Source organism: Lysinibacillus sp. CD3-6 (assembly GCF_006351725.2).
GTDB lineage: Bacteria > Bacillota > Bacilli > Bacillales_A > Planococcaceae > Lysinibacillus.
The window spans coordinates 3144927-3164407 of sequence record NZ_CP085880.1 but is presented as its reverse complement, the minus strand read 5'-3'; the positions used below and the strand labels follow the sequence as shown (position 1 = coordinate 3164407).

At 35.8% G+C, this 19481-nt stretch carries 21 protein-coding genes; 10 read left to right on the top strand and 11 right to left on the bottom strand.

The window, feature by feature from the left end:
• Window positions 1-49: 49 nt before the first annotated feature.
• The 7 genes from FH508_RS15780 to FH508_RS15750 all read right to left on the bottom strand — a co-directional run bounded on the left by FH508_RS15780 (window position 50) and on the right by FH508_RS15750 (window position 4589).
• Window positions 50-688, bottom strand: coding sequence for an ABC transporter ATP-binding protein (locus tag FH508_RS15780; protein WP_172772046.1), 639 nt, complete (start codon window positions 686-688; stop codon window positions 50-52).
• 12 nt (window positions 689-700) lie between these two features.
• Window positions 701-1399 (bottom strand): hypothetical protein, encoded by a 699-nt coding sequence (locus FH508_RS15775; RefSeq protein ID WP_172772045.1) that lies wholly within the window; start codon window positions 1397-1399, stop codon window positions 701-703.
• The gene (locus tag FH508_RS15770; RefSeq protein ID WP_172772044.1) at window positions 1396-2133 is read right to left on the bottom strand and encodes a hypothetical protein; all 738 of its coding nucleotides are present in this window, start codon (window positions 2131-2133) and stop codon (window positions 1396-1398) included. Before FH508_RS15770 ends, FH508_RS15775 begins: the two co-directional genes overlap by 4 nt.
• The gene (locus tag FH508_RS15765; protein ID WP_172772043.1) at window positions 2117-3010 is read right to left on the bottom strand and encodes an ABC transporter permease; all 894 of its coding nucleotides are present in this window, start codon (window positions 3008-3010) and stop codon (window positions 2117-2119) included. The genes FH508_RS15770 and FH508_RS15765 overlap by 17 nt, the downstream gene beginning before the upstream one ends.
• Before the next feature lie 113 nt (window positions 3011-3123).
• Window positions 3124-3516, bottom strand: coding sequence for a hypothetical protein (locus FH508_RS15760; RefSeq protein WP_172772042.1), 393 nt, complete (start codon window positions 3514-3516; stop codon window positions 3124-3126).
• Window positions 3517-3646: 130 nt separating this feature from the next.
• The gene (locus FH508_RS15755; RefSeq protein ID WP_172772041.1) at window positions 3647-4039 is read right to left on the bottom strand and encodes a hypothetical protein; all 393 of its coding nucleotides are present in this window, start codon (window positions 4037-4039) and stop codon (window positions 3647-3649) included.
• Window positions 4040-4352: 313 nt separating this feature from the next.
• Window positions 4353-4589 (bottom strand): endonuclease IV, encoded by a 237-nt coding sequence (locus tag FH508_RS15750; protein WP_172772040.1) that lies wholly within the window; start codon window positions 4587-4589, stop codon window positions 4353-4355.
• 108 nt (window positions 4590-4697) lie between these two features.
• Here FH508_RS15750 and FH508_RS15745 point away from each other — a divergent pair, with 108 nt between their 5' ends.
• Genes FH508_RS15745 through FH508_RS15735 form a run of 3 tightly spaced genes read left to right on the top strand, consistent with a single transcriptional unit; the run spans window position 4698 to window position 6747 of the window.
• Window positions 4698-5444, top strand: coding sequence for a metal ABC transporter ATP-binding protein (locus FH508_RS15745; protein WP_172772039.1), 747 nt, complete (start codon window positions 4698-4700; stop codon window positions 5442-5444).
• A gap of 14 nt (window positions 5445-5458) precedes the next feature.
• On the top strand, window positions 5459-6322 hold the full coding sequence (locus tag FH508_RS15740) for a metal ABC transporter permease (protein WP_172772038.1): 864 nt from the start codon (window positions 5459-5461) through the stop codon (window positions 6320-6322).
• Window positions 6319-6747, top strand: coding sequence for a Fur family transcriptional regulator (locus FH508_RS15735; RefSeq protein ID WP_172772037.1), 429 nt, complete (start codon window positions 6319-6321; stop codon window positions 6745-6747). Before FH508_RS15740 ends, FH508_RS15735 begins: the two co-directional genes overlap by 4 nt.
• A 67-nt stretch (window positions 6748-6814) precedes the next feature.
• On the opposite strand, the gene FH508_RS15730 is transcribed toward FH508_RS15735, so the two are convergent.
• On the bottom strand, window positions 6815-7150 hold the full coding sequence (locus FH508_RS15730) for a hypothetical protein (protein ID WP_172772036.1): 336 nt from the start codon (window positions 7148-7150) through the stop codon (window positions 6815-6817).
• 334 nt (window positions 7151-7484) lie between these two features.
• The gene (gene serC, locus FH508_RS15725; protein ID WP_172772035.1) at window positions 7485-8573 is read right to left on the bottom strand and encodes a 3-phosphoserine/phosphohydroxythreonine transaminase; all 1089 of its coding nucleotides are present in this window, start codon (window positions 8571-8573) and stop codon (window positions 7485-7487) included.
• A 223-nt stretch (window positions 8574-8796) separates the two neighbouring features.
• Here serC and FH508_RS15720 point away from each other — a divergent pair, with 223 nt between their 5' ends.
• Window positions 8797-9333, top strand: coding sequence for a hydrolase (locus FH508_RS15720; RefSeq protein ID WP_172772034.1), 537 nt, complete (start codon window positions 8797-8799; stop codon window positions 9331-9333).
• A gap of 237 nt (window positions 9334-9570) precedes the next feature.
• Here the strand turns inward: FH508_RS15720 and FH508_RS15715 are convergent, their stop codons facing one another.
• Window positions 9571-10077, bottom strand: coding sequence for a PCYCGC motif-containing (lipo)protein (locus tag FH508_RS15715; protein ID WP_172772033.1), 507 nt, complete (start codon window positions 10075-10077; stop codon window positions 9571-9573).
• An 80-nt stretch (window positions 10078-10157) separates the two neighbouring features.
• Window positions 10158-12458, bottom strand: a complete 2301-nt coding sequence (locus tag FH508_RS15710; protein WP_173477649.1) for a YhgE/Pip domain-containing protein — start codon at window positions 12456-12458, stop codon at window positions 10158-10160.
• A 191-nt stretch (window positions 12459-12649) separates the two neighbouring features.
• Between FH508_RS15710 and FH508_RS15705 the strand changes: the two genes are divergently transcribed.
• The 6 genes from FH508_RS15705 (at window position 12650) to FH508_RS15680 (ending at window position 19432) form a co-directional block, all read left to right on the top strand.
• Window positions 12650-13129 carry a thioredoxin family protein gene (locus FH508_RS15705; RefSeq protein ID WP_172772032.1) on the top strand — a complete coding sequence of 160 codons (480 nt, stop codon included), beginning with the start codon at window positions 12650-12652 and terminating at the stop codon, window positions 13127-13129.
• Between the two features lie 151 nt (window positions 13130-13280).
• Window positions 13281-13982: a tetratricopeptide repeat protein gene (locus tag FH508_RS15700; protein ID WP_172772031.1), complete on the top strand. Its 702-nt coding sequence runs from the start codon at window positions 13281-13283 to the stop codon at window positions 13980-13982.
• Between the two features lie 334 nt (window positions 13983-14316).
• Window positions 14317-16437 (top strand): bifunctional diguanylate cyclase/phosphodiesterase, encoded by a 2121-nt coding sequence (locus FH508_RS15695; protein ID WP_172772030.1) that lies wholly within the window; start codon window positions 14317-14319, stop codon window positions 16435-16437.
• Window positions 16438-16681: 244 nt separating this feature from the next.
• Window positions 16682-17863 (top strand): NAD(P)-dependent malic enzyme, encoded by a 1182-nt coding sequence (locus tag FH508_RS15690; RefSeq protein ID WP_172772029.1) that lies wholly within the window; start codon window positions 16682-16684, stop codon window positions 17861-17863.
• 99 nt (window positions 17864-17962) lie between these two features.
• Window positions 17963-18520: a hypothetical protein gene (locus tag FH508_RS15685; protein ID WP_172772028.1), complete on the top strand. Its 558-nt coding sequence runs from the start codon at window positions 17963-17965 to the stop codon at window positions 18518-18520.
• Window positions 18521-18778: 258 nt separating this feature from the next.
• On the top strand, window positions 18779-19432 hold the full coding sequence (locus tag FH508_RS15680) for an alpha/beta hydrolase (protein ID WP_172772027.1): 654 nt from the start codon (window positions 18779-18781) through the stop codon (window positions 19430-19432).
• Window positions 19433-19481 lie beyond the last annotated feature (49 nt).

Genomic DNA, 19481 nt, shown 5'->3' with positions numbered 1-19481 from the left:
CGTTCTCGCAGGAGTCGCCCGCCCTCTGCTCCAATCAGGCAAAGAGAGGTCAGACGGGGCTTCCCGTTAACACACCTTCACGCAGTTTATATACTTGATCACATAGAGACTCAATATCGATTTTATTATGTGAAGTTAATAATATGGTAGCACCGCGCTGTTTTTCGGCGTTAATGAGGTTATATACATTTTGTACAGAATCTTCGTCCAAGCCATTCATTGGCTCATCTAATAAAATTAATTCAGGTGTTTCCATAATGCTTTGAGCAATTGCTAGTTTTTGTTTCATACCAAGAGAGTAGGCTTTAACAGGGCGTTTATCATCAGGGTCTAAACCAACTTTTGTTATTGCAGCTTTTATATCCTGGTCGGTAATTTGATTGCGTATCGCTGCTAAAAATTTTAAGTTGGAGAAACCTGAATAATGCTCTAAAAATCCAGGCTTTTCAAGGATAACACTTGCACTTTTAGGAAACGAAATATCCTGATGTAACACATCTCCGAATAATTTTACGGTTCCAACAGTCGGTTTTACTAAGCCACAAATAACGCGAAATAACATCGATTTCCCTGAACCGTTATGGCCAACGAAGCCATAGATTTTCCCTCGTTCTAGCTGAAAGTTTATATTTTGTAACACTGTCCTTCCTTTAATCACCTTAGAAACGTTTGATACTTCAATCGACATATCGTAACCTCCCTAATCGTAATCATTTTTTAACCCTATTCGAACTATGAATAAACTCAAAAGGCAAATAAATAGACCTTCCATAACTAAAATGACAGCGAACATATTTGCCTCGAAATTGCCCATTAGCCCATAATAAAAAGGAATATAAGGAGCGGATTGTTTAATACCTGCAAAAAATAGGACAATGAGCGAAATAGTCCCTATTTTTGCTGATAGCAATAATTCGATGATTTTCCATAGCAGTGCATGGCAGTACATATTGATGCCCAGAAACAATGCCTGTAGAACAATTAAAAAATCAAATTGTAGCACCACATGAGCTTTTAAAAAAAGGAAAAAGCTCATGATATAAGTCATTGCGACATAGCATGCAGTGAATATAAGTAGGATTAGCAGCCGATTAAGCCAAAACCAGCTTTTTTTAGGATAGCGTAATAGCATGTTGTATGAAAAAGAAGTGGAGCGAGGCTTCCAAATAATTTGAATTAAAAGTACATAACCAAACCATAGCAAAGTCCAGTACATCCAAGTAAGTTCCTCCACTTGTCCCAAAAGGGCAGTAAATGCTTGGCGCAATGTCATGCCATCAAAAAGTGATGTCATATAGAGTAACAATAAAGTAGTACATAATGGGTAGACGATACAAATACAACAAATTTTAAGGGCATCTTCTCGCAGTAGTTTCCACTCTAACGAAAATGTCCTCATGAATCATCATCTCGCACGTAAAAGTCTAGTTTATTGACTAAATAATGAATGGTATTGATTAACAATATCATAATGGCAACTATTATAAAGAATGTACTAATAGGTGACGTAAATTCAGTTTTATTAAAGGCAATATACACAAAGTGCTTTATATATCGATCCAACATGCCAAGAACCATAACTACAATCGCACTAATGAAGTTATTTTTGAAAAGTTGTTGGAACACGATATAAAGCAACCCAAAAATAGCCGTAACACAATAAAACATATACATAAAGTAAAGCAAGGAACCGTTTCCTTTTGGCTCAGGCACATATAATAATAGAGCACTGTAATTTGTGATATAAGGGGAAAATAGCCACTTCGCTAACGATGTGCTCAACATACTACTTCCGAAAGCAACCGCTGTAAAAAAGGCAGTCACGATAAAAACAAAGCAAATTTTATAAGTGGCAATTTGCCGTCGGTGACGATATCTTCTAAGCAATAGCCAATCATTGTCTTTAGATGAAAAGGGTGCTAATAATATTAAAAAAATAGGAATATAGAAATACTCATAAAGAGAGGCTAATATAAAGTCTTTTAGCGTATGCCATCTTGTTGCCACTGACATAAAAGGCAATACCTCAAGTAAATGTAGCGTTATCATAAAACATGCCACAATCCAAAAGAGCAATTTTTTCAAGCGAATATCCTGTCGACAATAGGTGCAGTACTTATAAAACATCTTCATGTTTCTTCATCCCAACTAAGTAAATGACAAATGTAATGGAAATTTGCAACAGAATTTCGATCATCATAATAGAGATGGAGTTGTCTCCATGTATACCTTCTGGGGCTAAAAAGTAAAAGGGAGCCCATTTTGGGTGATTGGCAGCTAAAAACCAAAGGCTAGTATAAATAATTTGCGGCATAAAAATTAATAAATAATAATTTTTAATAAACATAGATAGTGCTAGTCCCATACAAACATACGTACTAGCAAACAATCCTCCGATAATATAAAATACAGCAACATATGCATATGGAGACATGCTTAGTAAATCCGAAAAAAGAGGTTGGATATCTCCTTTAAAAGCACTTAAAACATTATCGGGTATTGCCAATGTTCCTTCAACAAACCCTTTATAGTTAGTAGCATAGGCTGTATAATCCCAGTGATTTGTAAATATATTAACAAGCACTACACCTAGACATAGTGGTAGTACGAACATAAAAAAAGCAGTTAGAAAAGTAGTAGCAAACTTTGCAATGTAATATTTTCGTCTATCCATACGCATAAAAATAAAATGTTGATAGCCGCTTTTTCTTTCGCGATAAATGGAATCCACGAGTGCAATTGAAATCAACAATGGAAAAATAAAATAATACAAATCAGATGGAAAATTATTAGTAAAACCGAGCCATTGTTTATGCGGAGATACGAAATTGAGCACTTCATCAACAATAGGTTTTTCATAGCGTTGATTAAAAAGTCTCTCTGTTAATAAATATTCTTCATTATGTTCTTTTACACCTATAAGCACAGCAATCACAACAACTAATAATAAGGCACAAATGCTAAGATAAAAGTTTTTATTTTTAAACAGCTTTTTATATTCAAGTAGCATTGATATCCTCCTATTCAAAGAATAGGGCCGTCCAGGATAGACAACCCTATCAATAAAATGCTGATAAAAGAATCACTATCAATGTTGTTATATTATAAATTGTGCATGCTAGATTATCGTGTGTCTGGATAAAAACTTCCTGAAATACTTACTTCAATAAGGGCAAATCTTGAATTTTCTGCTACTAGAGTTACATTGCCGCCAACAGCACTTTGATCTACTGTGAAGAGCCGTGTATCATTATCCGTTACTCTTGTAGTTGTTGGAGATACTTTTGCTCCTTTAGCATCCACAATCCACATATTTGCAGTGTAATTTTTATCAACTATAGCGTTTTCTACTTTTGATTGACTATTATTGTCTTTTGTTCCTGTTGCTAAACTAATATCACCTGAAAATTTCGGCAGTTCCTTCGCATAAGTGATAGCACTCGTCCCTGCACTTGCTATACCTGCACTAACCAATAAACCTAAAGCACAAACTGTTGTTGCTAGTCTTTTCTTCATAAAAAACCAACTCCTTCATTGTATTTTGCTGAAAATAAACTGAAAGCAACACAACAACATTGCAACAAAAAGATTATCTTTATGGAAATTCGATATGACAACCATCTATATATACTTAAATTCATTTATTTTATTTTGTATCTGGATAAAATCTCCCGGAAATTTCCACACTTACACGAGTTATTTTATCATTTTCTGCTACAAGAGTTACATTGCCGCCTACTGCACTATCATCTACTGTAAAGAAGCGTGTATCATTATCAGTTACATCTTTTGCAGTATTAGAAACCTTTTTCCCACTAGCATCCACAATCCACATAGTTGCCTCGTAATTTTGACCAACTATAGAATTTTCAACTTTTGAGTCACTGTTATTGTCTTTTGTTCCGTTCGCTAAATATATGTTCCTTTTAAACCCAGGCAGTTCCTTCGCATAAGTGATAGCACTCGTCCCTGCACTTGCTGCACCAGCACTAACTAATAATCCTAAGGCACAAACTGTTGTTGCTAGTCTTTTCTTCATGTCAATCCAACTCCTTCTTTGTATTTTGATGAGAATAAACCATAAGCAACAAAACAACTAAGCAACAAAAAACATAGACATAGAGAAAGAGTATTTTATTCTCTAATTATCAATTATTATAAAATTCCAAACTTTCTATTTTCAATATTTTTGTAAAGAAAAATCTATTTTAATTTACTAAAAAGTTCAAAAAAAATTTAAAATATAGGTAGATTTTGGAGGATATTTGTCAATGTAAGGATAAGAGGAAACAATTTTCACTATTACATAAAAAAAAGCCCGAAAGTCAAAACTGACCTTCGGGCTTACTATATTATTTAGTAAATAGTGCAATAAGCTGGCGGGAACGTTTTCTTCCTAGAACGGCTTCCACTTCACTCAGTACTTCTTTTGGAATACCTAAAAAGAGCCAAGAAAATGAGAATTGCTCAAGATAAGGTCGAAGCTTTTTTACTTCTGACGTGCTAATTTCAAAACCTTCGGCACGTGCAATGGCAACTACTTCTTTATCTGTACTTTGAGATAATTGCTGCAAAAAATGAATACTCACAACCAATCCCTCCTTTTAAGTCTTGTTTTCTTTACAAATATGGAACATTCATTTATACTTACAATTTGTAAATCGTAATGATTTTGAATTAGAAAGAAGCGATCATGCATGAAAAAAACATTAATTGACATCGATAATGTGTCATTTCAATATGACTATACACAAGTATTGAAAAATATCTCATTCCGTGTGGAAGAAGGAGATTTTTTAGCACTCCTCGGACCTAATGGTTCAGGAAAATCAACATTATTAAAAATTATTTTAGGTTTATTGAAACCAATGTCTGGTGAAATTAAGTTGTTTGGAGAGCCAAGTGCAACATTTAAACATCGTGAATGGATAGGCTACGTTTCCCAAAAATCCAATGCTTTCAACTCAGGTTTTCCAGCAACTGTACAAGAGGTAGTCATCAGCGGATTAACAAAAAAATTAGGGCTATTTAAAAGACCTACAAAAGATGTCAAAAACAAAGTATATGAGGCTTTAAAGGCAGTAGGAATGGACGCCTTTATGAATCAAAATATTGGTGAACTATCTGGTGGACAGCAACAGCGTGTCTTTATTGCACGAGCTTTAGTAAGCGAGCCAAGATTATTGATACTGGATGAACCGACTGTCGGCATCGATCATGAGAATGTGCAGTCCTTTTATGATATGCTGGCGAATTTAAATAGGGAACAAGGAATTACGATGATTCTTGTCACACATGATGTTGATACAGTTTCAAACCGAATTAGCCATGTTGCTTGCCTCAACCAAACGATTCATTTCCACGGTTACAAAGACGAATTTGATTCTATTTCTCAGGATGCGCTAGACGCTTGGTACGGCCATTCCGTGAGAAAGATTCATTAGAAGGAGAAGGCACAATGATTGAAGCAATTTTTAACTATGAGTTTTTACAAAATGCCTTTTTCTCTGGCTTATTGATTGGCATCATTGCACCTTTACTAGGTGTATTTATAGTAGTTCGCAGACTATCATTAATTGCAGATGCTTTATCCCATGTTACACTTGCGGGTATTGCTGGTAGCTTGTATGTAAGTCAATCTTTTGCTGCATTTGCAATGCTAAATCCTATTTACCTTGGCATTATAGCCTCAGTTAGTGGTTCAATATTAATTGAACGCTTACGTCGACTGTATAAGCACTATGAAGAGCTTGCCATACCGATTATTATGTCTGGCGGTATTGGAATTAGCGCGATTTTTATATCACTTGCCAGTGGCTTTAGCACCGATTTAATGAGTTATTTATTTGGCTCCGTTTCGGCTGTCTCAAGGCAGGATTTATGGGTTGTCATTGGGATTGCCATTGTAGTCATTGTTTTTTTATTTTTATTCTTTAAAGAACTTTTTGTGCTATCGTTTGATGAGGAATATGCGAAAGCTAGTGGACTACCCGCACGATGGGTTCATCTTTTATTTATGATTGTGACAGCGCTTGTGATTGCAGCAAGTATGCGTATCGTTGGTATTTTACTAGTATCTTCTTTAATGACTTTGCCAGTTGCTGCAGCAATGCGTCTTGCAAAAGGCTTTAAGCAAACGATTATCTATGCAATTGTATTTGGCGAGGTAGCGGTATTAATCGGTTTAGTAAGTGCATTTTACTTAGATTTAGCACCAGGTGGTACAATTGTTGTTACATCAATTCTTATCTTATTACTTGTAATAATAGGTAAGAAAACGATGTTAAAACTATCTGCAAAACAAGGGGAGGCAGCACAGTGAATATTTCACGAGCGTGGGAAATTTTAAAAGAAAACGGCTATAAAAAAACAGATAAACGTGAGTTAATTTTAAATATGTTTGCAGAGACGGATAAATATTTAACCGCTCGAGATTTATTAGATGTGCTGAAAAAAGATTTTCCTGGTATGAGTTTTGATACGATTTATCGAAATCTCTCAACGTTTGTACAGCTTGGCATATTAGAAGAAACCGAGTTATCCAGCGAACGAAATTTTCGCATGCATTGTGAGTCTGAACATCATCACCATCATTTCATATGTATGGATTGTGGCAATGTGAAAGAGCTCAATCTTTGTCCAATGGAGATGCTTGGTGAAAAGCTTCCTGATTATGAAATCGAAAATCATAAATTTGAAATATACGGTAAATGTCCAGATTGTAAACATGAAACCCTGTCAAATTAATATTTGACAGGGTTTTATTTATTGTGAAGGAGTAATGCTAGAAGGAAAGGGCATAAGAAGACTACTACTATCTTCTTACAATACGGATAGCATCTATTTTTTTACAGTCAATAATAAGTGGTGTTGTAGAACCTGCTTCTAGGAAATAAGCACAGCAATTTCTTGCATTAAAGCTCACGAAAGTCAAACCAAGGAAACTAAGGCCGCCTGTTAAGAAAACATCTACTACAGTGCCAACTTCTAAACATTTTAATTGCTCACAGATACAGCTTCTGCAGTGATTCATTGCTTTATGACCTTTTTCTTCTTTGCACTCATGTTGTTTCTTTTGGTGACAGTTGCAAGGTTTTTGGCATTTACAAGGAGCCCAATTCATGTGTGTAACATATCTTCTATCTTCCATTTGATACTACCTCCTTTCGTTAGAAATAATGTAAAGCTATTGCCTTACACTTATAATCTATGTTTTTTAAAAGGAAGGAGGTTGGTAATATGTCCGATAGACACTAAAAAAACTATTTTTTTCTTTAAAAAAATGCTTTGTAAGTTTATTTTATTTTGTAAATGTATGTTTGTACCAATGGAATTGTCATAGAGATAGAAGTCTATCATTGGGAAATGTGAAAGAATTTTTAGCGGAAGACGGAGGCTATAAATTAGAGAGGGAGCATAAAAATGCCATTGAATTAAAATAAACGACGAATGATATGATTAAGCTATCATTCGCCGTTGTATTATTATTGGTGTTTTTGTTGGAATGCGACCATAAAGTCACGTAGTGCTTTACAAGTTTCTAATGGAACAGCATTATATGTTGAAGCACGGCAACCACCAACTGAGCGGTGACCATTTAGACCAATAAATCCAGCTGCTTTTGCTTCAGCTAGGAATTGTTTTTCAAGCTCTTCATTAGCGACACGGAATGTGATGTTCATTAATGAACGACTTTCAGGCGTTGCGTGACCAGTGTAAAAGCCATTACTGTTATCAATCGCATCGTAAATTACTTGTGCTTTTTCTTCATTAAGTTTAGCAATTGCTTCAACGCCACCTTTAGCGTCAACCCATTTTAATACTTCACCTAACATATAAATACCGAATGTTGGCGGCGTGTTGTATAACGAGTTACCGTCTGTATGCGTTGTATACTTTAACATTGTTGGAATGTCTTTGTTCGCTTTTTCTAATAAGTCTTTGCGAATAATAACGACAGTTACACCAGAAGGGCCAAGGTTTTTTTGCGCACCAGCATAAATGATCCCAAATTTGCTGATGTCAACAGGTTTCGATAAAATGTCACTCGACATATCTGCTACTAAAGGAACATTGCCTGTTTCGGGGAATTCCTTCCATTGAGTACCGTAGATTGTATTATTTGATGTGATGTGAAGGTATGCATCATCTTCATTAAATTGAATTTCTGACAAAGCTGGAATGTTACGATATTTATTTTCCTTCGTGCTTGCGGCTTCAACAGGAGTACCAAATAATTTTGCTTCTTTGAATGCTTTTTCAGCCCATGAACCAGATAAAACGTAGCTTGCTTTTTTATCTGCTTGAAGGAAGTTCATTGGTACCATTGTAAATTGCAGGCTTGCCCCACCTTGTAAAAATAGTACCTCATAGTTTTCTGGAATAGCATAAAGTTTTTTTAGTAGAGCAATTGCTTCATTATGTACTTCGTCGAAGATCGCACTACGGTGGCTCATTTCCATAATAGACATACCTGAATTACGGAAGTTAACTAATTGTTGTTGAGCGTTTTCTAGAACTTCTAGCGGTAGTGCAGATGGACCTGCGTTAAAATTGTATGCACGTTGTGTCAAAGTGGTACACTCCTTGTTTGTTTTGTTTAATAAAAGCACTTTACTGGATTATAACTTAATTTTCAAGAGAAAAAACAAAATTCTCAATATTTTATTTATGTAGGATGAAAATGAGCATTTTAGTGTCAGGCACGCACACAATTCGCACACAATTTATTTAAACACTACAAAGACAAAGAAATTTCGGTATACTATCGTTAAGTAATGAAAAGGGGTGTTTTTAATGTTTACAGTTGAACAAGCAAGTCTAATTGTCGTTGATGTGCAAGGGAAATTGGCAACAATTGTAGATGAAAGCGAAACGGTTATTCAAAATGTGTCAAAACTTGTACAAGGAATGCAAGCGCTGGATGTGCCAGTATTATGGCTGGAACAAAATCCAAGTCGCTTAGGGGGCACTGCGCTAGAAATTGCACAGCATCTGCCAGGCAATCCAATTGCCAAAATGGCTTTTAGTGCATGCCAAGAAGAGGACTTCATTAATGCAGTTAAAGCAAGTGGACGTACGCAATTTATTGTAACGGGAATTGAAACACATATTTGTGTCTATCAAACAGCAAGACAGTTGAAGGAACAGGGGTTTGAAGTTGAGGTAGTCGTTGATGCCGTATCTTCTCGCACTAAAGCCAATAAGGAAATAGGGTTAGATAAAATGAAGGCACTAGGCATTTTGCCAACGAGCACGGAGATGATTTTGTATGAACTTTTACAAAGAGCAGATCATACTCATTTTAAAACGGTGTTACAACTTGTAAAATAATATAAAACGCACTAAGAGGATATGTTTATAAGTATCGTCAAAAGTAACATAGAAAGCATGGACATTGGTTGTTGCATATTTGTTAGAGATAGTGACTTTTGCTTACGGGGAAGCGGCTGACGCTAAGCTGGTGAAAAGTAATCGCCAAAGTGGGACCATTCACAGCGCAGCAAAAAAGTGTTAGGTTGATTGCAGTCAATCTAACACTTTTTCCTTTTCATCGATAGCTCTTATGATTTAAGCAGGCATTTCAGTTGGTGTTGGTTTGGCATAACCATTTTTGTAAGTCTCATCAATTGTTTGACGGATTTCTTTCAAGCTCATGCCATCTTTATGCATTTTTGCTGATTGCAGTGCAATTTCCAAGCATACGCCACAACGTGTACCATGATCGTCCCAGACGATTGTTCCATCTTCACGCTTTTCTTGAATGAAGCAGTTTAAATTGCTTTTATGTCCTGCGGATTCTCCACAGCCACAGTAGCAAGGCATCCACTCCAAAATATCTGTCGATTGCCCCGCGATTTGGTAAACTAAGCGAATATTCTCGGTTTGGCTATCTAAAAAAGATGGTAGAACATCAGCACCTGCTGTTTCTTCCTGAATATCTCCTGACACATGAGCATGTCCATCATGTGAAGCCTCATCTTGTGTGTCACTCGGATTTTCTTTCATTGCCTTATCTGTCCCGCAAGCACTTAATACGAGTAGTAATAACGTAAAAATGGATATTAGTTTTTTCAAAACAAACGCCTCCTACTTGTTTACAATATTTCCATTATAACATTGTCCCTGTCAATATTTATAGCAAGCAAGGACGATTTTCAATGAAATATATCTAAACCTCGTGTTTTGTTCATCAAAAGTTCCATTTTTTCGCCTAGTAATTTTTTTAAGAAAAAGCCAAACAGAAGAAAGACTAGCCAAAAGCCTAATAAGAATGCGAGGTCTACCCATACTTTTTGCCAGATGATTCCACCAACTGCTTCCCGCATCATTTCGATTGCATAGGTAAACGGTAAAAACGGATTGATTATTTGGAAAAACTTAGGTAGCAACTCGACTGGATAAGTACCACCAGAACCAGCAATTTGTAAGACCAACATAACAATTGCTAACGCCTTTCCAACATTTCCAAATACAGATACTAGCGTGTAGACTACGGTAATAAAAACAAAGCTAATAATTAGTCCAAACATAATGAAGAAGTAGGGTGCACTAATTGAAACATCTAATAGTAAAGCATCGCCAATGGTAATAATTAATGTTTGTATTAATGAGATCGTTGCAAAGGTCATTAATCGGCCGAAATAAATTTCCCGAATACTATATTGTTGATTGTCATGTATATTTACCGCAAGTAAGGAAATCAATAACAAACAACCTACCCAAATGGATAACACCGTATAAAAAGGCGTCATGGCTGTTCCATAATTCGCGATTGGGAACATTCTATGCTCTTCTAGTTGGACAGGCTCTTCAAAGAAGTTCCGTTCAGCATCAACATCGTTTTTTAATAACTGAACAATTTCAGAAATATCGGTTTCGTTTTCTAGCGTTCGAAGCTTATTAGCAAGATCAATAATTTTTTTACTTAATGTAGGGAAGTCTGACTGAATTGTCGCTATTGCCTTATTGGCTGTTACAAGTGTATTTTTAGCATTGTTTAACCGTTGCTGCGCCTGTGGAATGGAGCCTTGCACCTTTGTTAGCATTGTCGAAGCATTCGTTAACGTATCTTTTGCTGCATTCAACGTTGTATGAATTTGCGGCTCAAGATTTTCTGAATAATAGCTCAGAAACTGTTTTAAATTGTCAGCAGCATCTTGCGCAATTTTTTGGACTTCAGCAATATCGTTTTTTATCTTTTCTTCATCGATATTATTTATTTGCTGCACTTTACTTGATACATCTGTTAAAAGTGAATTTAGTTGACGCAAAGTAGAAAGTGCATCTATCGAAGAATCTGTTATTGTCGGATTTACTTGTAACGCATCTTGTATAGACTCCAATTGCTGAATGAGATTTTTATTAGCTTCAGCGGTAGAATCTTCTTGTTGAAGTGATTGAATCACATCAGTAAGTGAATTTTCAAGTTGTTTACGAGAAGTTGCGTCTGCCTGTGTTAGTTTTTGTAAAGCCTCCAATGTCTGTATACTACTGTTTACTTTGTCTAGTGAAGAGGTTAATTGTTTTTGCAGTTCGTCTTTTGACTGCGCTAATGTCGAAGTATCGGAAGTAGCACTTTGTAGCTTTTCTAAAAGATTTGTGAATTGCTGTGCGATTGTTTGCGCACTTTCTAAATCCTTTTGAACGATTGGTGAAAGCTGATTGAACAGTGTATCTGCTTCATTAATTAGCTTTAACCCGCTTTGAACAGTTGTGAGGCCGTTATTCGTAATTTTCTCTATTTCAGGAATTTCACTAATCGTCGTGTCTAATAATTTTTCAGCGTCTTTTCCACCTGTTGCCGTTTGCGCTAGAATGGACTCAATATCAGGTAAATGTTGCTCAATTGTAAAAATGTACTGTTCAAATTTTTTAAAGTCTGGAAGTTCATGTTCTATTTCAATACCAATTGTATTGAACATTGAAAAAAGGGTGCCATTGACAGTGGATATAAACTCACTCGAAACTTGTTGCGTAATAACGCCAGCCCCTTTACTAGTAATTTTAGGGGCAATCGGATTAATTTTTTCATTTACATAATAGTCTATATGCGCCTTTGTCGGTTCATCTGTCAAAATGGATGTGAGCTTCTGTGAAAAGTCACTAGGAACGATAAGAACTGCAAAATAGTCACCATTTTTTAATGAATCGAGCGCTTCTTGCTTAGGCGTAAAATACCAGGAAAAGCTATCGTTTTCTTTTAAATTGGTCATTAATTCCTTTCCTATATTTAGATCTTCTCCTTTAACGGTTGTCCCGACATCTTCGTTTACAACAGCAATTTTCATATTGGAAGTGTGAGCGTAAGGATCCATAGAGGCATAAATATTAAGCCATGCATAAAGTGAAGGTAAAAAAATAAGGCCACCAACGATAACTGCAACTACCCAGTTTGATACAATATTTTTAATATCACTTTTGTAAATTCGAAAGACATGTTGGAAAGTGTGTTTCATAGTCAAAGTTCACTCCAATTTCATTTTGAGCTTATAGTAGTATGTTCCCTTAAAAACACTAAATTATGTTTGAATAGTTGGAAAATTTAATATGAAAGACTAAATAGTTTACTAGGTTCTAAAAACACTTTATAATCAATCCCAAATACACTAAAAGTAGGGCATTTTTGTGTGAAAATGGAGGAGTTTAATTGAAAAAATTACTAATTATTGGGTCGGTTATTGTTGTATTGTTTGCAGCGATTATTGTGCTCACAAATGTCTCGAACAAAAACAAACTTGCTAGTGCGAATAATCCGTATGGAGACAAAAAGCTAACACAAGAAACAATCGATCAATTAGATGATGAAAATTACCAAAATATTATGTTGCCTGATGAGCTAGAAAAGAAAATTGAAGCAGGCGAAGATGTGAACGCATACTTCTTTAGTCCAGTTTGTGTGCACTGCCAAGCATTTACACCTGTATTAATGCCAATTGCAGATGAACTTGATGTAAACATCGCTCAATTAAACGTATATGAATATGCAGATTTATGGGATAAGTACGGTATTGAAGCAACACCAACTTTTATTCGTTTTGAAGGTGGTAAGGAAGTAGCACGCTTTGTAGGTGCTTTATCCGAACAAGATTTACGCTCTTTCTTAGATAAAGAAGTGTTAAAAAAATAAGCATATAGGAGACTAGTCCAATGGGAATATTGGACAGTCTCTTTTTTTGGCATAAGATGAGCTCATTTTTATAAAACATAGTTTGTTTACGATATGGAATATGTATAATGGATACTATAAAGACTGTAGGTTTAAACTGGAGGAAATTTGTATGACAATGGATGATTACTTTTATAATGGAGAGCTAATGAAATGTTATGAAGCCGCTTTGCAAGTACAAGAAGGACCCGAAAAGGCGTTAGCTATTAAATATCTAACTTTGCTAGAAGAGTACGATTTTGCTACATTACCAAAGCCAACAGTTTTAGTAGAAACACAGCATGCTGAACGCGCGAATGAAAGTTACCCTGAATCCGATGCTGTTGCAGAAATACGTGCGCTAAAAGATGAAGCTACATTCTCTAAACGTGTTAAAGAACTAGAGCACGTAGCTAGAACAGGAACAGCAGATGAAAAAGCACTATCATTTTTTACTCAGGGGGAGCTATTTTTATTTGCACATCATTATAATGAAAGTGTCCATTGCTTCAAACAAGCAGTTAAAGAAAATCCGAACAAGGCTGTATTCTGGGGGATAACAGGACAAACAATGCATCGTTTTGGTTGGATGCCTTTTGATGCACTTGCTTATTTAGAACAAGCGATTAATTTAGATCCAACAAATGCACGCTGGAAGTGGAATAAAGCACTTGTACTCATTCAACTTGCAAAAGATTTACAACTCGCACCCTTTATGGCCAATGCAGCGATTGTATTAGAAGAAGCGATTGCTGCTTGCGGCGAGCAGCAGCGTTCATTAAAAGAGGCTATTCAAAATACAATTGATAATATGGATAGTTATGTATTCTCATAAACGCATACTTAGAAATATTTATTTTAAGACTGAAGACAACTCATAAAATTCGAGTTGTCTTCAGTCTTTCGGTTTTTATTGGAAAACTACTAATATTGAAGGGGATTTTAATAGGAATTTAGTAATTCCATAAATTTTTCATCCGTGCTCAATAAAGACTATAAATAAAATTTTCTTTTGATTGAAATTTAGGTATATCATGGTAATCTATTAGTAGAATATTAGCTTTACATTATATATAGATAATGAATTACTTATGGGCAAAGAGAAGGTAGGTGTCATCTTGTGGGAATTAAATAAACAATATTCTTTTGTGAGGCAAGGGATTCAATACATGATATACTCCATTGTTATTCTGCTAATTATCGGTTACTGGAGTGAAGAATTTTACGCGATTTTCGGAAAAAACAATTATGTTTCCATTCATTTGCTAATGGAAATTCTTATTATTGTAGTAACGATGACCATTGCCATACAGTCGTGGTTAACGACACCATATATTTTATCGAATAAGACTTTATACATAGGTGCTTTGTTTTTAACCTGTAGTTTTATTGAAGTAGCTCATGCACTTGCCTATAAAGGAATGCCATTTTTTATTACGGAGAGTTCTAGTTATGCCGCAACATGGTTTTATATAATTGGTAGATTAGTTTTGTCCTGTGGAATCCTAGGCATTTTTTGCCTAAAGGAAAAACCTATTCAAAAAAATACATATCGATGGTTTATTTATAGTACACCATTATTTGTCATTGTTGCTTTACTTATGCTGATCTACGCGCCGAATCCTGTACTACCACCACTTGTTATTGATGGTGTTGGACCAACAACTTTGAAAACTTCATTGCAGTATGTCGCAATTGTTTGTCACCTCGTCATCATGTACATATTGATAACTAAAATCAACAATGCACCTAAAATCATTTTTTTATTACTAGGAAGCTCTATTTATTTAATTATTAGTGATATTCTTTTTACTATCTATCGGGATGTCTACGATATTAAAAATTTTTTAGGACATATTTTTCAATTAAGTTCATTTTATCTCCTTTTTAAAGCAGTGTATTTCTCCTCCATAGAAAAGCCGTTTCGGGAATTATTAGAAATGCAAAAACATCTGGAAAAATCCAGAGAAAAGATGCATCACATGGCTTATCATAATGAAGTGACAAACTTACCAAATGAACGCTTTTTAATGGAATCACTGCAAAAAAACTTATATAAAACTAAAGGCAATAAGGCTATTTTAGCTTTAGAAATCGAACGGTTTTCAGCGATTAAAGCTTCACTGGGCAGCTCATATGCAGATAAATTGCTTAGTATGGTGGCACAAAGGTTGAAGGATAGCTTACCTGAAAAATATTTACTAAGCATGCAACGAGAAGATTGTTTTATCGTTTTTCTGGATGAGGCGAAAAGTACACAACATATTATGCAGCTTTGTAAACAGCTACAGGTGGCTATGCTGGAGTCTTTCCAAATCCAGCATTTTTCACTAAACGGGAATTTAAATATAGGAATATCTTTATTCCCAACAGATGCCTATAAGGAAGAGGAACTTGTAAGGTATGCTGTTTATGCAATGCATGAAGCTAGCAAAGTGCCATCACGCATATTATTTTATGAAACGTCAATGTCGAGCGAAATTACAGAGAAACTTATTTTAGAAAATGATTTACATCATGCAATTGACAACAATGAATTATTGTTAGAATATCAGCCACAGGTTGATTTACAAACAGGGCAAATTCTCTCTGTTGAGGCATTGGTCCGTTGGCAACACCCTCGTAAAGGGATAATTTCACCAGGCGTCTTTATTCCAATTGCGGAGGAGTCAGGAATAATTATTCCGATTGGGCAATGGGTGTTAGAAACAGCATGTCAGCAAGTGAAGGAATGGGAGAGAGCTGGATTACCGCCCATCAAAGTAGCAGTCAATCTGTCATTAGGTCAACTGTTTCAGCAAAATATAGTGGAGATGATTCAGCATGTCCTTGAGCAAACAGAATTGGATCCTCAATATTTACAACTGGAAATTACAGAAAGTATGACAATCAATATAGATCATATGACGATGATTTTACATCAATTAAAGGCACTTGGTGTAACAATTGCTGTAGACGATTTTGGGACAGGTTACTCATCGTTATCCTATTTAAAGGATTTTCCAATTGATTGTTTAAAAATTGATCGTTCCTTCGTTCAAAAAATTCAAAGCGATGATACGGATAAGGCATTAGTTGATATGATATTATCGATGGCTAAGCATCTCCGTTTAAAGGTAGTTGCTGAAGGAATTGAGGAAGTAGAGCAGCTTAATTACTTATTGGCAGGTCATTGTGAAACAGTTCAAGGCTTTTTATTTAGTAAGCCATTACATCCATCTTCTTTACAAGAAAACTATCAAATGCTCCAGCATAATGCACAAAATATTTTAGAGCAATTACATGTCTAATTGTAATGGAACAAATGAAAAAGTGTTAGATTGATTGTAATTCAATCTAACACTTTTTTGTGCTGGTGATGTCCGCTAGACGCAAGCTTTCGCGAAAACATCTACACTATAAAGTATTCAAGAGCTTACTAATACGTTTTGTATTAAATATGTAATTTTGGTTAGTACTATAACGTATGCTATTTTGTCATTTTATAGGGGCATATTTTTGTAGGACAAGGAATGAAAGATAGGAGTTTTGCCGATGGATATTATGCAAAAAGCAATAGAGCTGCACAAAGAAGCACGAGGGAAAATGGAGATTGTTGCAAAGGTGCCAGTACAGGATACATATGATTTAAGTCTTGCTTATTCACCTGGCGTTGCACAACCTTGTATTGAAATCCAAAAAAATCCGCAAGCAGTTTACGATTACACCATTAAAGGAAATTTAGTTGGCGTTGTTACGGATGGGACGGCAGTTCTCGGTTTAGGTGATATTGGTCCAGAAGCGGCTTTACCTGTAATGGAAGGGAAAGCAATTTTGCTGAAGCGTTTTGCCAATGTTGATGCTTTTCCTATTTGTCTTGCAACACAGGATGTCGATGAAATTGTTAGAATCGTTAAGGCGATCGCTCCTACTTTTGGCGGTATTAATCTTGAAGATATATCAGCACCAAGATGCTTTGAAATCGAAAATCGTCTTCGTCAAGAATGTAATATTCCAGTATTCCATGACGATCAACATGGAACGGCGATAGTAGTAGGAGCTGGCTTAGTTAATGCAATGAAAATTGTTAACAAAAAACCAGAGGACATGAAGGTAGTCATTAATGGAGCAGGTGCTGCGGGAATAGCGATTTTACGTATTTTACTACAACTGGGATATAAAAATGTTGTGATGTGTGATACAAAAGGAATTATTTATAGTGGTCGAAAGGAAGGGATGAATAGCGTTAAAGATCAAATTGCAAAAATCTCTAACCCGCTAAATTTAAAAGGGACATTAGAGGATGCCATTGCACGAAGTGATGTGTTTATTGGTGTATCAGTTGCCAATTTATTAACAAAAGAGCATATTGAGTCAATGAATAAAAATCCGATTGTTTTTGCTCTAGCAAACCCTAATCCAGAAATCACTTATGACAATGCAAGAGCATGGGGCGTTCGTGTCATGGCAACAGGTCGTTCAGATTATCCTAATCAAGTAAATAACTTATTGGCGTTCCCAGGAATTTTTAGAGGTGCGTTGGATGTCCGCGCTACGGATATAAATGAGGCAATGAAGCTAGCAGCAATAGATGCCATTGCATCATTAGTATCTACCAAGGAATTATCTGAAGAATTCATTATCCCAAAATCGATGGATGAGCGTGTAGCAAGCATTGTTGCAAAGGCTGTTGGAGATGCAGCAATTAAGTCAGGTGTATCAGAATTATTTCACTAACCTTATAGCCAAAGCTAAACGCTGTCCATTTCTTTCTATTCAACAATCATGGTATGATAGGAAAGAAATGATTTGTTGAGATAAGGACGGGTTTTTATCATGGCACAAGAAGTAGCGAATAAATTTATAGAAAAAGTATGTAATCATTTAGTACGTAATATGAATATTGAAAAGGTTGAGCAGCACTTTAATCAGACGATTGCTATGCAACGCCAATCAGCATTATCTAAAACAGAATTTTGGGATATGTTGATGGTGAATATGCTGTATTTCACTGATAATGAGCAAGTTTGGGAAAAAGAACTTATTAATATGCTAGAGAAAAAACAATGGTTAACACCAGCAGTATTGGAAGAGGAATTACTTATGCATCAGATGCGCATTCGCCAGCAAGTAGCTGAACGAATGGAGATGGCGAAAGAGTTGTTTCATCAACAATACGAAACAGATGGCCTAGCAGAAGAAGATATTATTTATGATTATGCTTATAGCTCTGCTGGCCATTCAATGCGTATGGACTTACTGACAGTGCTTGTATCAACACCTGAGCAATCAAACGTATTATTTGAAGCTGACCCACAGGAAACGGTGCGCATCATCAACGGTTATATTGCCTACCATACAGACGGGTTAATTTCGAAAACAAACTTAAAATAGAGTGCCTGGCACCCAAACAATTCTGAATTTTATCCACTTTGAACTTGCGGGAACCCACGCAATGTAAGCCGCCCCAAGCCGTGCGTTCGCGACGGTTGCGGCTTACGTCGTGCCCACAACAAGCAAAGTGGATTTTCCTATCTAAGGGGAGTGCCAGTCACTCAAACAATTCAATGCTATATAAAAAACAACATCTGTGCAGGATAATCGCGCATTATGATAAAATAGGACTGAGTTTACTTGAAAGGAATTATGTCCATGAATACACCATTTACTTTTAAACATACACAGCCAACAAATATGGACCCAACTAAAAAATATCCAGCTATTTTTTTATTGCATGGAATGGGTAGTAATGAGGATGATCTACCGCAATTAGTACAAGAATTTCAAGGCCAATGTCATATAATTAGCTTAAGAGGTCCTATTACGCAAAAGCCTGGTTATGCGTTTTTCACTATTCAGGAAGTTGGAAAACCAGATCGAGCTATTTTTGACAAAGTGTTAATTGCTCTACAACGCTTTATGTTAGAAGCAATTGAAGAGTTCCAAATTGATCCTCACAAAGTTTATGTTCTTGGATTTAGTCAAGGTGCGGTTTTGGCACAGTCATTAGCTTTTGTGATGGGCAATTTAATTACAGGCATTGTCGCATTAAGCGGATACACGCCAAAATTTGTCACTGAGGAATATGCGATCCGTACAGTTAATCATTTACATGCCTTTATTTCTCATGGCGATTATGATTATGTCATTCCTTCGCAATGGGGTGTTGAAAGTAAGGAACTATTTGAGCAATTCGGTGCTTCTGTTACATTCAGACAATATCCAGATGGTCATGGTGTTACACCGGAAAACAGACAGGATTTAGTGATGTTTTTAACACAACAATTACAAGAGAACATTCAGTAAGGATAGAAAATAAAAGGCATTGGGAAGAATCTTCTCAATGCCTTTTACT

Bases quoted from the DNA above. Each gene is read 5' to 3' on its own strand.
- FH508_RS15780 (WP_172772046.1), bottom strand. From the start codon at position 688: ATGTCGATTGAAGTATCAAACGTTTCTAAGGTGATTAAAGGAAGGACA.
- FH508_RS15775 (WP_172772045.1), bottom strand. From the start codon at position 1,399: ATGAGGACATTTTCGTTAGAGTGGAAACTACTGCGAGAAGATGCCCTT.
- FH508_RS15770 (WP_172772044.1), bottom strand. From the start codon at position 2,133: ATGAAGATGTTTTATAAGTACTGCACCTATTGTCGACAGGATATTCGC.
- FH508_RS15765 (WP_172772043.1), bottom strand. From the start codon at position 3,010: ATGCTACTTGAATATAAAAAGCTGTTTAAAAATAAAAACTTTTATCTT.
- FH508_RS15760 (WP_172772042.1), bottom strand. From the start codon at position 3,516: ATGAAGAAAAGACTAGCAACAACAGTTTGTGCTTTAGGTTTATTGGTT.
- FH508_RS15755 (WP_172772041.1), bottom strand. From the start codon at position 4,039: ATGAAGAAAAGACTAGCAACAACAGTTTGTGCCTTAGGATTATTAGTT.
- FH508_RS15745 (WP_172772039.1), top strand. From the start codon at position 4,698: ATGAAAAAAACATTAATTGACATCGATAATGTGTCATTTCAATATGAC.
- FH508_RS15740 (WP_172772038.1), top strand. From the start codon at position 5,459: ATGATTGAAGCAATTTTTAACTATGAGTTTTTACAAAATGCCTTTTTC.
- FH508_RS15730 (WP_172772036.1), bottom strand. From the start codon at position 7,150: ATGGAAGATAGAAGATATGTTACACACATGAATTGGGCTCCTTGTAAA.
- FH508_RS15720 (WP_172772034.1), top strand. From the start codon at position 8,797: ATGTTTACAGTTGAACAAGCAAGTCTAATTGTCGTTGATGTGCAAGGG.
- FH508_RS15710 (WP_173477649.1), bottom strand. From the start codon at position 12,458: ATGAAACACACTTTCCAACATGTCTTTCGAATTTACAAAAGTGATATT.
- FH508_RS15700 (WP_172772031.1), top strand. From the start codon at position 13,281: ATGACAATGGATGATTACTTTTATAATGGAGAGCTAATGAAATGTTAT.
- FH508_RS15695 (WP_172772030.1), top strand. From the start codon at position 14,317: ATGATATACTCCATTGTTATTCTGCTAATTATCGGTTACTGGAGTGAA.
- FH508_RS15690 (WP_172772029.1), top strand. From the start codon at position 16,682: ATGGATATTATGCAAAAAGCAATAGAGCTGCACAAAGAAGCACGAGGG.
- FH508_RS15685 (WP_172772028.1), top strand. From the start codon at position 17,963: ATGGCACAAGAAGTAGCGAATAAATTTATAGAAAAAGTATGTAATCAT.
- FH508_RS15680 (WP_172772027.1), top strand. From the start codon at position 18,779: ATGAATACACCATTTACTTTTAAACATACACAGCCAACAAATATGGAC.